General features: G+C 37.2%; 11 protein-coding genes. 4 read left to right on the top strand and 7 right to left on the bottom strand.

The window, feature by feature from the left end; translation table 11 throughout:
- Window positions 1–552: 552 nt before the first annotated feature.
- The 7 genes from recG to IW22_RS13665 form a co-directional block, all read right to left on the bottom strand.
- Window positions 553–2,637 carry an ATP-dependent DNA helicase RecG gene (gene recG, locus IW22_RS13695; protein ID WP_034727297.1) on the bottom strand — a complete coding sequence of 695 codons (2,085 nt, stop codon included), beginning with the start codon at window positions 2,635–2,637 and terminating at the stop codon, window positions 553–555.
- A gap of 118 nt (window positions 2,638–2,755) precedes the next feature.
- Window positions 2,756–3,289: a thioredoxin family protein gene (locus tag IW22_RS13690; protein WP_034727295.1), complete on the bottom strand. Its 534-nt coding sequence runs from the start codon at window positions 3,287–3,289 to the stop codon at window positions 2,756–2,758.
- A gap of 41 nt (window positions 3,290–3,330) precedes the next feature.
- Window positions 3,331–4,806 (bottom strand): peptide MFS transporter, encoded by a 1,476-nt coding sequence (locus IW22_RS13685; RefSeq protein WP_034727293.1) that lies wholly within the window; start codon window positions 4,804–4,806, stop codon window positions 3,331–3,333.
- Window positions 4,807–4,841: 35 nt separating this feature from the next.
- The gene (locus tag IW22_RS24650) at window positions 4,842–5,474 is read right to left on the bottom strand and encodes a DUF1016 N-terminal domain-containing protein (RefSeq protein WP_228384047.1); all 633 of its coding nucleotides are present in this window, start codon (window positions 5,472–5,474) and stop codon (window positions 4,842–4,844) included.
- A gap of 58 nt (window positions 5,475–5,532) precedes the next feature.
- Window positions 5,533–7,287 carry a peptide MFS transporter gene (locus IW22_RS13675; protein ID WP_034727291.1) on the bottom strand — a complete coding sequence of 585 codons (1,755 nt, stop codon included), beginning with the start codon at window positions 7,285–7,287 and terminating at the stop codon, window positions 5,533–5,535.
- Between the two features lie 132 nt (window positions 7,288–7,419).
- Complete coding sequence (locus IW22_RS13670; protein WP_034727420.1) at window positions 7,420–9,075, bottom strand: peptide MFS transporter; 1,656 nt, start codon at window positions 9,073–9,075, stop codon at window positions 7,420–7,422.
- 125 nt (window positions 9,076–9,200) lie between these two features.
- Window positions 9,201–9,509 carry a hypothetical protein gene (locus IW22_RS13665; RefSeq protein ID WP_051891232.1) on the bottom strand — a complete coding sequence of 103 codons (309 nt, stop codon included), beginning with the start codon at window positions 9,507–9,509 and terminating at the stop codon, window positions 9,201–9,203.
- 238 nt (window positions 9,510–9,747) lie between these two features.
- On the opposite strand from IW22_RS13665, the gene IW22_RS13660 reads away from it, so the two are divergent.
- The 4 genes from IW22_RS13660 to IW22_RS13645 all read left to right on the top strand — a co-directional run bounded on the left by IW22_RS13660 (window position 9,748) and on the right by IW22_RS13645 (window position 14,320).
- The gene (locus IW22_RS13660) at window positions 9,748–11,013 is read left to right on the top strand and encodes a site-specific integrase (protein ID WP_034727288.1); all 1,266 of its coding nucleotides are present in this window, start codon (window positions 9,748–9,750) and stop codon (window positions 11,011–11,013) included.
- 122 nt (window positions 11,014–11,135) lie between these two features.
- A complete protein-coding gene (locus tag IW22_RS13655) occupies window positions 11,136–12,149 on the top strand; it encodes a hypothetical protein (RefSeq protein WP_131401731.1) in 1,014 nt (337 codons plus the stop codon).
- A gap of 675 nt (window positions 12,150–12,824) precedes the next feature.
- Complete coding sequence (locus IW22_RS13650) at window positions 12,825–13,202, top strand: single-stranded DNA-binding protein (RefSeq protein WP_034727283.1); 378 nt, start codon at window positions 12,825–12,827, stop codon at window positions 13,200–13,202.
- A gap of 44 nt (window positions 13,203–13,246) precedes the next feature.
- Window positions 13,247–14,320, top strand: coding sequence for a DUF932 domain-containing protein (locus IW22_RS13645; RefSeq protein ID WP_034727280.1), 1,074 nt, complete (start codon window positions 13,247–13,249; stop codon window positions 14,318–14,320).
- The last annotated feature ends 33 nt before the right edge of the window (window positions 14,321–14,353 follow it).

Here is a 14,353-nt window from a genome sequence, read left to right as displayed (position 1 = left end):
TAAAGCATACTATTCACATAAAGGTGAAAATTGTATAACTAATAATTAAAATCATATAAGGAGAAATCCACGCAATATCAGCAATTTTGTAAATGTAAACATTGCAACACAAATTAGCTATATAAAAAAGCAGTGGATGGTAGAGAATAGATTATTTCATTAGAAATAAAAATATAAATCACAATGTTAGTTTTAACAAAATGAATTATGTTCATTTCCAACTATAAAGCATAGAAGATCTTTAAACAAAACGGTACAATCATGAAAACTTAAGAAAGTTGAAGGGTATTTATTCGTTTCATTCCCACTTCCTTCAACCTGAACAGTTAGTTTTTATAATAAGCAAGTTGGAAAAATAATTCATTTTGTTTTTTTAATTTATTTTAATAGTATGAGCTGAAAAAATTCAAGTAGTATATAAATATTTTCACACCAAATCACAGGATATTAGTTCTTGCTATTAAAATAAATTTTTTAAACAGACCAAAAGTAATTTCTTCTAAATAACAGTTTTATAAGGGGGCCGCGGAAAGATTTCTTTTCGCGGTTTTTTTATGAAATTTTACTCCACTTATTTTTTCCTTTGTAGTACCGCAGGTAGTAGTTTTTGATGATCAGGTTGTCCGGATTGGCCAGATGCGGATCTGCTTCCAGTATTTTGTCAACCGTGTTTTTCGTGGTTTTGATAATGGCGGAATCATTCACCAGATCCAGTCTTTTGAAATCGACAACACCGCTCTGCTGTGTCCCCAGAATATCTCCTGGACCTCTGAGCTGCATATCCACCTCTGAAATTTTAAATCCATCATTGGTTTCCGTCATCGTCTTGATGCGGGTTCTGCTCTCCTTAGACAGTTTATCGGAAGTCATCAGGATACAGTAGCTCTGTTCTGCACCTCTTCCTACACGGCCCCGCAACTGATGGAGCTGGGAAAGCCCGAATCTTTCTGAACTTTCGATCACCATTACAGAAGCATTCGGAACATTCACACCTACTTCAATGACGGTCGTAGCGACCATAATTTCTGCTTTTCCAGATGCGAAATAATTCATTGCGGCATCTTTTTCAGCAGGTTTCATTTTGCCGTGGAGCATCGTAGTATTGTAGTCGGAGAATGCAGTCATGACATGGTCGAGACCTTCCATCAGATTTTTGTAATCCAGGGTTTCAGATTCTTCAATCAATGGATACACGAAATAAACCTGTCTTCCTTTTTTGATCTCATCCCTGCAGAAATTATAAACGTAATCTCTGTCTTTTTCACGCCTGTGAGCTGTGATAATCGGTTTTCTTCCCACCGGCATTTCATCGATTACAGAGACATCAAGATCAGAATAAAAGCTCATGGCCAGCGTTCTGGGAATAGGAGTTGCCGTCATCACCAGAATGTGTGGTGGAATCTTATTTTTAGCCCATAATTTCGCTCTTTGTGCCACACCGAATCTGTGCTGCTCATCAATGATAGCCAGTCCAAGATTTTTAAATTTCACTTTATCTTCCAAAACAGCGTGTGTTCCTACCAATATAGAAAGACTGCCATTTTCAAGTTCTTCGTGAATGATCTTTCTTTCTGAAGTTTTACTAGAACCCGTCAGAATTCGGACGTTAATACCCGTAGCCTCTAAAAGATCTTTGATACCATTATAATGCTGCTGCGCCAGAATTTCAGTCGGAGCCATCATACAGCTTTGAAAACCGTTGTCCATTGCGATGAGCATGGTAACTAAGGCAACCATTGTTTTTCCGGATCCTACATCGCCCTGCAGAAGCCTGTTCATCTGAATTGGCCTTTTCATATCCAGACGGATTTCCTTTAAAACCCTTTTCTGTGCATTGGTAAGATCAAAAGGAATATGATGATTATAAAAATTATTAAAGTGATCACCTATAATTGGAAACGGATTTCCGGGTGAATGGCTTTTGTGATGTAACTTTTTTAGGGCAAATCCTAACTGAAAAAAGAAGGATTCCTCAAATTTCAGCCTGTTGTCAGCCTTTTCATAATACTCCATATCCTTTGGGAAATGGATATTTAAATAAGTATGCTGTCTTGATAAAAATTTAAATGCTTTCGTCAGATAATCCGGAAAGTTTTCTTCAACCAGATTGGGGATCTCTTTGCAGATATTCCTTAAAACTACCTGGAAGAATCTTTGATTCAAACCTCTTTTGGTCAGCTTTTCTGAACTTGGATAAATGGGTTTGAGCCGATTGTCACCTTCTTTTTTTTCCTCCGCTTCTATTTCAGGATGCGGCATGGAAAACTGACGGTTGAACACATTGATTTTTCCGAAAATATAAACCTCACGGTTGATCGGGAGCTGCTCTTTCAGCCATTTTGAATACTGGAACCAAACCAAGTCCATTGTTCCGGTATCATCATTAAATTTCGCCGAAAGTCTTTTTGTTTTTCCAGTCTGAACCTCCTGTACCTGCGTGATTCTTCCTTTCAGCTGTATTTCAATGCTGCTTTCCTCGAGCTGGGAAATTTTAAATACCTTACTCTTATCCAGATAGCGGATAGGGTAGAAGTTCAGAAGGTCATCTACGGTGGAGAGTCCCAACACACTTTTGATGAGTTTGGCTCTGTCAGGACCAATTCCTTTGATGAATTCTATGGATGTTTCTAAGGTCATTTTAAAAATGAGGCCTAATTTCGGAAAAATAGATTTAAGATTAAAATTTTTTGTTGAAAATATGGGCCGTTACAATCAAAAAAAGCGGCTTCCAATTGTTGAAAGCCGCTGTATGGTCTTAATCTTTAATTTTAGATTTGAATTTTTTCTGATAATCTTCCCACTGTTCCCTGGAGCGGATCTTTTTGAAGAGATCTTTAGAGATGAATTCCAGATAAGGTTCAAGTTCTTTAGCAGATAATTCTCCCTGTAGAATGGTTATTGGTCCGCCTTTTTCATCCAGAAACACGGTACTTGGAACGGCGCCTACATTCATATATTGGGTAAATTCATGAAGAGAATTTTTCCCTTTTTTATGTTCTGTATTATCATTGGAAAATGTTCTTCCGAAAACATCAATAGATTGTTTTTCTTCAGCATTAAACTTTACAGGATAGTAATTTTCATTTAAAAACTGAGCAATGATAGCATGACCGTATGTTTTTTTATCCATGATCTTACACGGGCCACACCAGTCTGCATAAAAATCGATCAGGATTTTTTTTGGATTTTCTTTCTGAGCTTTTAAAGCTTCTTCAATAGTCATCCATTTTACCTGAGCAAAACTGAAACTTACTATAAAAAGAAGAAATATGCTTATAATTTTTTTCATAATTTGATATTTACGTAAAAATAAGCATAATCTTGCTTATTCTATTTTACATCCTGCATTAATTTTCTTACGAACGAGGATAGCAAAATTAGTACCACACCGGCAATTAAGGCATAGATTCCCAGAGTTTTGTATCCATCGGTATACGCGATAAGTTTACTCATGTTGGTATTTCCTGTATTGGCTTCAGATAAACTCGCTCCGATTTTTCCTGCAGCAAACTGTCCGAAAGCACTGGCCAGAAACCATAATCCCATCATCATCCCGAACATTTTCTTTGGAGATAATTTCGTAATAATAGACATTCCGATAGGTCCCAGACACAATTCACCGAATGTGATCACCAACCACGTGAACGTAAATAAATTAAGGGAAGACTTACCGTCTGCACCTGCGAAATATCTTAAGCTGTAAAACAGAAAGAAACCTCCGGCAAGGAATAAAAATCCAATTCCAAACTTATTAATCGTATTGGGTTCCAGCTTCTTTTTATTTAAAGCAACCCATGCCAGACCAATAAGCGGACTGAAAAGAATGATGAAAAAAGAATTGGCACTGTTGTTAATGATATTCGGATCCATCCCAAAGCCTAACAGATTGTGAACCAGGTTGTCTTTTGCAAATAAAGACAGAGATCCTCCACTTTGTTCATAGATGGAATTGAACAGGAAGTACATGAAGATAAAGATGAAAGCAGCAACAAGTTTCTTTTGATAAGGCGTTGTCTGTTTCAATGTTTCAATAATAAAATAACCTACAGCCGCAATACCGATTAAATACATGAAATAATCTGTATAGTCAGTATTTTTAACCATAATAAAAATAAGAGGCATACTTAGCAATGCACCAATATATACCAAGACTTCACGTAAAGTTCTTTTAGACTGTGGAAGTACCTGTAACGGTGAATCTCCGATAGGTCCCAATGATTTTTTGGTAGCAAAAAAGGTGATTAAACCTAAAAGCATTACAATAGCTGCTGCCAAGAAACACCACGACCACGAATGATACTTTCCGAGATAAACACAAAGTGCTCCTCCTAAAAGTCCGCCAATATTGATTCCGGCATAGAAAAGTCCGTATCCGGCATCTCTTCTGGGGTCATCTTCCTTGTAAAGTTCTCCTACCATGGAAGAAATATTGGGTTTGAAAAATCCTGTACCGATAATCGAACAGGTAATCCCGAAATAGAAGAAATCATGCGGAGAAAAAGCAATGATAAGGTTTCCTACCGTCATGATAAGTCCTCCGAATACCAGAGACTTTTTGAATCCAAGAATTTTATCGGCAAAAATTCCACCTATGAATGTGAATGCATAGATAAAAGCCTGTATAGCTCCATACTGTAGATTGGCTTTATCTTCCAACAGACCCAGCTGATCTACCATAAAGATGGTAAGGACACCCCGCATTCCGTAAAAACAAAAACGCTCCCACATTTCTACCGTGAACAGCGTCCAAAGCTGTTTAGGATATTTCCCTTTAAAATTTTGTATTTCTTCTAGAGTTAAGCTCATAATCGTATATGATTGATTTTAATTAAGGTTGTTTATTATTGTTTTGATCCAGCTCGAAACGGATTCTGTCCTGGTCTATGATTTCTTTTAATTGTTCTTCTTTTGGAAGTTAGAGTAAGTATTTGCTGGCAAAGAGATTGTTTTTTAGGTAGAAAGCCTGAAAATTCAAAAATATAGGGGTCTTGTATAATGCTGTGGATATTCTCTATTAAGGATTTTTTATGTTCCAAAACTCTTTCGTAGGCAAGTGAATTGATCTGTCTTTTCAAATCCCGTACATTCCATTTATTTTGTACAGCTTCATTAAGATAATAGCTTCTTTTTGATTTATCATCCTGTCCAAAAAGCAATCTGTAATGAGACCAGCTCAATTGTAGAGACAATGTGTCAACAATTGGGAAAGCTGGATAAAATTTGCGCATATTGGAAAGGTTGGAGCAATCAAAACCTTTTCCAAACTCCAGAGAAAGTTTGTTAGAAATATTTTTTAAGGTTTGCTTGCCATATTCGCGTTCCTTTCCCTGCTGTTCATCTTCTACGATCAGTTTTCCGATCTGCCAGTACGTAAGCAGTAAAGTAGAATTCGCTATCCGAAACACTTTTTCGCGCGACTGCCTAATAATTTCCTTTACGGATTGAAATAAAGAATCTTCGGAAATTTCCATCATACGAAAATAAAAAAAACCTCTGACTTAGCAGAGGTTTTGTTGTATTTTATTGATGCAGTTATTTTACACCGTGCATCATTTTCTTTAAGATTGGAGAGATCAGACCCAAAATCACAGCTGCAATACCACAAAGTACTACGAATACCATAAAGAATTCGAACAGATTGTGGATCTCAAATCCTGCAAATGTAGGATTGTGTAATGGTAACTGAGCTTTCTCAAATGCTACTGTTTGTTCAGCAGTTAGCGTTACTTTTTTATCTAAAACGTCCTGAAGGTTTACGCCTATTTCCTGTGCCTTTGTGAATTTATCACCTGTAGCAGGAATAAGCGCTCCCAATGAACCTGCCAAAGCATAACCTGCAGCATTGGAAATAAAGAATACTCCGTATAATAATGATGCAAATCTTTTTGGGGCTAGTTTTCCTACCAATGAAAGACCGATTGGAGATAAACAAAGCTCACCACAAGTCTGGATGAAGTAAAGAAGCATTAACCATTTGATAGCTAATAATCCTGAATTCCCAAGATCTTTTACATTGTGTGCAATGATGAAGTAAGAAAGAGCGATCAATGCAAGTCCCATTGCCTGCTTGAAAGGTGAAACTGGCTCTCTTCCTTTTGTTCTTAATTTATCCCATGTCAAACTGAATGGAACGGCTAACAGAACTACGAAGATACCGTTGAAGATCTGAACCATTGAAGGAGGCATATTCCATCCGAAAATGTTTCTGTCTGTCTGATTATCTGCGATAAACGTTAGTGAAGATCCTGCCTGCTCGAAAGCTGCCCAGAAGAAAATGATAAAGAAGGATACGATATAAATTACCCAGATTCTCTGTCTTTCAATCTTGTTTTCTGCAGAACTCATGATCAGGAAAGCAAGTGAAATACCGGCTGCATAGATGAAAGGATAAATAATTCCTTTGATCAGCTGACCCATTTCTACTGCTTTAAATCCGAATTCCCCTACCAGTAAATATCGGAAAGCAAAGAATAAAACAACAAATATAATTCCGGTGATCCCTAAAGATAAACCTGAGAATTTAGCGGTTTGAGTTTCCCCTTCTTCAAAGTCTTCACTTGTATTGTTCTTGGGTAAACCACCGATAGGTCTTCCTTCCGGATTTACCACATATTTATTTTTAAGGATAAAGAATGTTACGGTTCCAATCACCATCGCAATTGAAGCGGCTAAGAATCCCCATTTGAAAGCAAAAATATCTCTTACTCCTGTTGTTGCATCTTTCACATCTCCTACGTACGGGCAGATAAACTGTCCAAGGAATGCTCCAATGTTGATCCCCATATAGAAAATGGTAAAAGCAGAATCCAGTTTGGATTTTTCCTGCTTAGGATAAAGACTTCCTACCATTGAGGAAATATTCGGCTTGAAGAATCCATTACCGAAAATGATAACGAATAACGCCAGCCACATGATCATTTTGGAGCTGCCCAGATCGGCAGAGAAAGTAGAGGCACTGATAAATAATAGAAACTGACCGATAGCCATAAGAGATCCACCGATTAAGATGGCATTTCTGTTTCCGATATATTTATCTGCAATAAATCCTCCCAAAAGAGGTGTTAAATAACATAAAGCTAAAAATCCACCGTAAATGATTGCCGCATCAGCCTCTTTTATTAATAAGGAATTTACCATAAAGAGCGTCAAAAGTGCTCTCATCCCATAAAAGTTGAAACGCTCCCACATTTCTGTTCCGAAAAGAACCCACAACCCTTTTGGATGCCTTGAATTCTTATTCTCTACAAATTCATCCGGTTTCGGACTTAATGCTTCAATATTATCCATTCTATTGTTAATTTTTGTTAAGACTGACAAATATAGTTTTTTTTGAGTTTTTGGCAAGGTTTTAATTTTATATTTAAATAAAAAAGCTGCAGAGTGATTCTGCAGCTTAATATTCTTTATGATAAACAGGGATTAGTGCCCTTTTTCCTTCATGATCTTGTTTAATCTTTTTAACATAGACAGCCCTAAAAGTGTCGCAAATATTAACAAAGCAAAGTTCACCAGGAAGTAATTCATTTTGTTGTCGTAGTTGTACCATGTACTCGCCAGAATCCCTGAGAGCTTGTTTCCTACCGAGTTGGCCAGGAAGAAACCTCCCATCATCAATGCGGTAATTCTCGCAGGTGAAAGTTTGGATACAAAAGAAAGTCCCATTGGAGAAAGGCATAATTCACCGATAGTGATAACGCCATATCCGGCAACGAGCCATAACGGAGAAACTTTTACAGCGCCATTATCCCCGGCCATAACGGCAAGAACCATCACTAAACATGACAATCCGGAGATGAATAGTCCCAATACAATTTTTGTAGGGGTCAGCGGTTCTTTTCCTTTTCGCCTCAGCAAAGCCCAGAATCCTACCACCACAGGAGTCAGTGCAATCACCCAGAATGGATTGATAGACTGGAATAGTTCTGTGTTGTATAGGTAGACTTTAGATTCCGGATTTCTTTCCAGAGCTGCACGCTGTTCAGGTGAAATGTTTTTAAAGTAAATATCTTTTCCGGTTTCTTTGATGCTTTTTCCATCTTTATCTTTTTGAGACTGGAACTGGTTGTCGTATACAGGAACTTCTTTGTCTTCATAGCTCTTTCCTTCCACCATATAGATATCCTCAAGAGGTTTTTCCAGAGAGGCAGGAACACTTCTGTCCGTATAATAATTGGCCCATCTTGTAAGCGCTGTCCCGTTCTGTTTGAACACCGCCCAGAAGAACATACTGATCAGAAATACGGAAAGCAAAGCCCCGATTGAAGGTTTTTCTTCCGGTTTAGCTTTAAAGTATAATGAAGCATAAAAGTAAATCACAGGAGCACACGCGAAAATAAAGGCATCTGTACTGTCGCTTCCAAAAATATTTCCTGGAATAAACCAGCCAATAGCCCCAATGGCAATCGCAGGAACGAAAACCTTGATTAAAATTTCAGAAAGTTTAGTGTCCCCTTCTTCAACAGGTTTCATTTGTGCTGCATGAATGTAATGTTTTCTTCCGATTGTAAAGATCACAAGACCTACCAGCATTCCTACACCGGCAGTGATGAAAGCTTCACCCCATCCGAATTTATTACGCATGAAAGCCGCAATAATATTACAGATAAACGCTCCGATATTGATTCCCATATAGAAAATATTGTATCCGGAGTCTTTATTGGCTTTGTAAGGCTCTTCAGAATAAAGGTTTCCTAACAATGTGGAAATAGTAGGTTTAAAGAAACCGTTTCCAATGATGATCAGTGCTAATGAACCATAAAAAAGAGGAAGTTCTTTGAATACTCCCATTCCGATATATCCGGCAGCCATCAAAATTCCGCCCAGATAAATAGATTTTATATATCCTAAAACTCTGTCCGCCAGAAATCCTCCAAGGAATGGCGTTAAATAGGTCAAAGCGATGTATGTTCCGAAAATATCATCAGCTGTCTTATCCGGAAGTCCAAGTCCGCCTTTCATTCCGGTAGGCTCAATGACATAAAGAACAAAGATTCCAAGAATCAGGTAGTACCCGAAACGCTCCCACATTTCTGTGAAAAAGAGGAAGGGCAGGCCTTTAGGATGTTTAGTCTTCATATAATCAAATTTCAAATTTCCCAAAAATAGTCTTTTAATTTTAATTGATAAAATAAATAATACTTGTGGAAAACGATTAATGAAATGAATAAAAAATCCCCTCCAGAATGAAGGGGATGTTAGTTTTACTTTGATTTTTTAGGAAGCATTGGTGGTGGAGGTCCGGATTCTATAATTTCTACAACATCTTTTCCTTTTTCAACTTTTACAATGCCGTTCACGAAATTTTCCATTTCTTTTTTATCAGCATCAAACTGATTGGCATATGTGTAAGTGGAAATACTGCAATAACCTTCGTTGGTAAGATACAGATTCGCAATATATTCAAAATCTAATCCTTTAACATTCGCACTATATTCTATGTGAAGTACCTTAATGCCGTTAATCGTTCTGTATTCAGAATTTTTTACTATAAAAAGATTAGTATAAAGCAAAAATAAGCAAAACGGTTAAAACCGTTTATATACAATGCTTTATAAAACAGTAGTCTTAGTTTGGAACTCGGTGTCTGATAGGTTTTGGTCTTAAAAATACAAAGATAGGTTACTAATTCGTTACCGATTAGCAAAGGTAATCAAAGATGTAACAGGTTATATTTCAGTGTTTTGCCCTATTTTTCATATTCCCTTGTAACTCAATACAATTTAATTTTAAACATTAAACATTTGAGTTATGGAGCAGACAAAAAAATCTACGTTCAAATTACTTTTCTACCTGAAAAAGAACGAGCCGAAAAAGAACGGTAATGCCCCGATTATGGCACGTATTACTATTGATGGAACACCTAAGACTTTAGGAACAAAGTTAGAGATCAATCCAAAGAATTGGGATTTAAAGTATGGAAGAGTTGAAGGTAAGAGTGCAAAAGCACTAGGTATTAACCAAAAATTGGATAATATAAGGGCACGTATCGATACCCTTTATGAAGATATGCTGAAACACGAGGGTTTTGTAACGGCACAAAAGCTGAAACTTGCATTTCTCGGTGTTGGTATTATGGAAGATTCCTTGCTGAAAGTATTTAAAAAGAACAATGATGATTTTGGGAAAATGGTAGTACAAGGAGAACGCTCCGAAAGTACCTACTACAAGTACAAAATTGTCTATAACCACGTTGCTGAATTTATCAAAAGCAGGTATCATCGTGATGACATGGCGTTCAGGGAATTGACGTGTGATTTTATCAGAGAGTTTGATTTCTTCCTTCGAATAGACAAAAAGTGCACACACAATACTGTTTGGGTATATACTATGCCACTCTATCGTGTTGCGGAAATAGCTGTCAAAAACGGTCTTATCAGGAAAAATCCTTTTGAAGATTATGAAATATCGATGAAGGAAAATGACCGTAGCTATTTACTTAAGGAAAACGTTGAATCCCTGTTATTACACAATCCTTCAAAACAAAATTATGAAATTGTAAAGGATCTTTTTGTATTCAGCTGTTTTACAGGACTATCTTACATAGATATTAAACAACTTAAAAGTACTAACATACAATCCTTTTTTGATGGTCACGATTGGATTATAAGCCGAAGACAGAAATCTGATGTTGCTTCTAATGTAAGGCTTATGGAAATACCCAAACGAATTATTGAAAAATATAAAGGTACCACCCGAAATGATTCTATTTTTCCTGTTCCTACAAACAAAATTTGTAACAGCCATATAGACAAACTAATTCAAGAATTAGGTATTGTTACAGAACAAAAAGTAACCTTTCACACCGCAAGACACACATTTGGAACAATGTTTTTGACTGAAGGCGTACCACTTGAAAGCCTTAGTAAAATGATGGGGCATAAAAATATTTCTACCACACAGATTTATGCTAAAATTACAAGCCAGAAAATAAGTAAAGATATGGATTTGGTATCGCATAAATTTGCTGGAATGGAAGCATCATTTGCAGAAATGGAGAAAGAAGTTCTCGTTTAGAATTATTGCTTACTAAACAAAGCAGGATGATTTCCTGCTTTGTTTGTTTCGAGAAGCTGGGTGCTTTTAATAAAATTCTTTTTTTTAAATTTACTTACAACAATTCTTTAAACAAAAAAACTATGTCTTTATGTAAACTGTGTCTTGAACGCGAAGCAAACAAAAAGAATACTCACTATCTTACTGATGCAATTATCCGCACCTGTCTTAACATAGAAGGTAGTAATGAACGCGAGAAAGGATTATATTTTGCTCTGGATAATACCAATCCATTTATAGACTTTAATTTCCAACGTCTTGATGAGCTGACCCTCGAGACTACAATTGGAAGAAAACCAACAGAGGAAGAAATTGAAAATGCGAAATCCATTCCATTTTCAGTGGATTACGTATTTTGTAGTGATTGCGAAAACCTGTTTACAGATATTGAAACACCATTTATTCAAAACATACTACCACACTTCCGACAAGCAGATCTTTCAGGTCTCAAAATAGTGAGCGAAGCTGATGTTGTTACAATTCGTAACTTCTTTCACATACAGTTGTACAGAAGTGCAGTCTGTGAAGATATTTTGGCGTTTTCACCTGAGTTTAAGGAGAAGTTACGTCACAGTATCCTCCAAAAAAATGGTGACACATCCATCCCCCTTTCGGTGACACATCTCCAAACTCTTGGAGGAAACGCGATATATACAGAAAACTACATTGGATTTACTGATGATAAAAACCCTTTTATTGTCTTCATGAATGATTTTGTTATACAGGTTTACGAGAATGAAGATGCAATAAAATTTCTACCTTTCCATGGACTAAATGAACAAGAAACTTTTGTCTCTGCTATAAACATCAACGAAGAATCTTTTGCTTTTAAAATATTTGACAATGCAGAAAGAAAGGTTTTTCTCAATACGGTAATCGTCAATGAAAAGGTTAAGAAAACAATACAATACTACCGAGATATGTTTGATATGTTCTGGAGAAAGCTATTTGGTGTCGACGCTCCGGTGCTACAAAAAGAAAGGTATATCCAGAGTCTTATCAATGGTGATGACAATAACTTAATTAAATACTCAAAACAGCAGGTTTTTGAATTTACCGTAGCTTATATGGCTAAACTTTTCAATGTCACCAAATAAATTGCATATAATATTATACAGATAGCCGAGGTAAATAATCCTCGGCTTTTTTTAGCCTATACTAATCTTCAAAGCACATTTATTCCTCCAGCGCCCATCCCATGCAATAAAAGAGCTTTGGCAGGATGAGTTAATAAACCATACTGAAAAACTCCTAATATATCCTCAATAAATATTTTTCAGTACCGTTTACGTGGCTTCCAAAAGCCACAATACTTTAAGATACTAAACTCCAAATTTATAAATTCTGCAAAATGTAATTGCAGGTTTTGTAATCACAAGGCCATTTACTCAATGCCTTTTTCACGTGCTTCCACATGATTTTTATTCAAGAACCGATATGCTGTTTTGTTCCATTTCAAGAGCAAAGGTATTTCCGTGTTCTTAACGCAGGAACAAGGTCGTGCCTTCCAGATTTGCAAAAAAATCTCCACCCATTCGGGTCGTATTTTTTTGACAAAACCTTGTTCCTGCTAAACACTAACCTTTTTATGCTCGTGAAACGAAACAAAGCATACTCCGGCTCTTTAGACGAATAAAAAAAATGTCAGAAATGAAAAAATACAGCATTGAAAATGGCAAAAGAGTGAAACGAAACTTCAGCACCTCCTCTCATTGCCGAATAAATCAAGGGAAAAATCAGAACAAAATTAATAACGCAAAAAAGTAGAAATCATGAACATTACAGGAAGACTGACAAGAGATGCGGAAGTACGCACAACGTCACAGGACAAACAAGTAGTAAATTTTTCAGTAGCGACCAACGACAGCTACCGTAACAAACAGGGCGAACGCATTGAGCAAACAACCTATTTCGACTGCTCCTATTGGATAACCCCGAATGTAGCCAAGCTACTTACAAAAGGCACTTTGGTAGAACTATCGGGACGAGTAAGTACCAGAGCGTGGACAGGTAATGACGGAGAGCCAAGAGCAGGTCTGAATTTCCATACCTCACAAATCAAATTGCACGGAGGTAGCAAAAAAAAGGAAACGGTACTAACTACCACAGGCACAAACAATAACACGACAGAAGACGACCTCCCATTTTAACAACGAGTATTCAATCATTTTTTTCACATCAAATTTTAAGCATTATGGCACATAATATCAATTTCAACGAGAGAACAGGACGTTATTCATTTTTTAGTGTACAACAAAAAGCGTGGCACGGTTTGGGGCAAATCGTAGAACAGTACCCGACAAGCGAGGAAGCTATCAAACACGCAGGGTTAGATTACGAAGTCGTAAAATCCCCACTATTTACAAAAGGTTCGGGCATTATCGAAACCACCAACAGCATAGAGATAGGCAGTAGCGAATTACAAGTACCTAACTATTTCGCCAACATCCGCACCGATAACAATGCCGTATTGGGCGTGGTTGGCAAGGATTACCACATTGTACAAAACCGTGAAGCCTTTAATTTCTTTGATGCTATTGTAGGCGGTGGTGAGGGCATTCTCTATGAAACCGCAGGAGCGTTAGGCAATGGAGAACGTATTTTTATCACCGCCAAATTACCCGACTATATCCGAGTTGGGAATGGCGATGACGTTACGGAAAAATACATTTTCCTAACCACTTCGCACGATGGTAGCGGAAGTATCACAGCCGCATTTACACCTATCAGAATTGTTTGCCAAAACACCTTAAATGCTTCGTTACGCAGTATGACAAATGTTGTCCGCATCAAACACACTTCGGGAGCAAAACAACGTGTTGAGAATGCCCATAAGATTATGGGACTTGCCAATACATTTAGCAACCAATTAGAGGGAATTTTCAATGAATGGGCAAAAGTAAAGGTCACAGACCGAGAGGTAAAAAAGCTAATTCAATTGGCACTTTGCCCGAATAAGGAAACCTTTGATTTAATCAAAAAAGGTGCGGAAGATGAAATTTCAACCCTTTTTAAAAATACCGTTGAGGACGCATTTGCATACGCAATGATAAGCGATACACAACAAATGGACACAACAAAAGGCACTTTGTTCGGAGCGTATAACGCTGTCACAGGCTACTATCAGAACGTGAGAAATTACAAGAATGACGAAGCCAAATTGCAGAGCATTGTATTGGGTGGTACTGCCCAACTGAAATCGCAAAAAGCATTTGAACTGTGTACCGCATTTGCTTTGGACGGTGCGGAAATCCTAAACCTTAATTAAATAACAACAGGCTACCGCCTTAATCGGTGGTAG

This window comes from Chryseobacterium sp. JM1 (assembly GCF_000737715.1).
In the GTDB taxonomy this organism is placed as follows: Bacteria; Bacteroidota; Bacteroidia; order Flavobacteriales; family Weeksellaceae; genus Chryseobacterium.
Note: the sequence above shows the minus strand (reverse complement) of the source record. Positions and strands in the feature narration are given on the sequence as shown.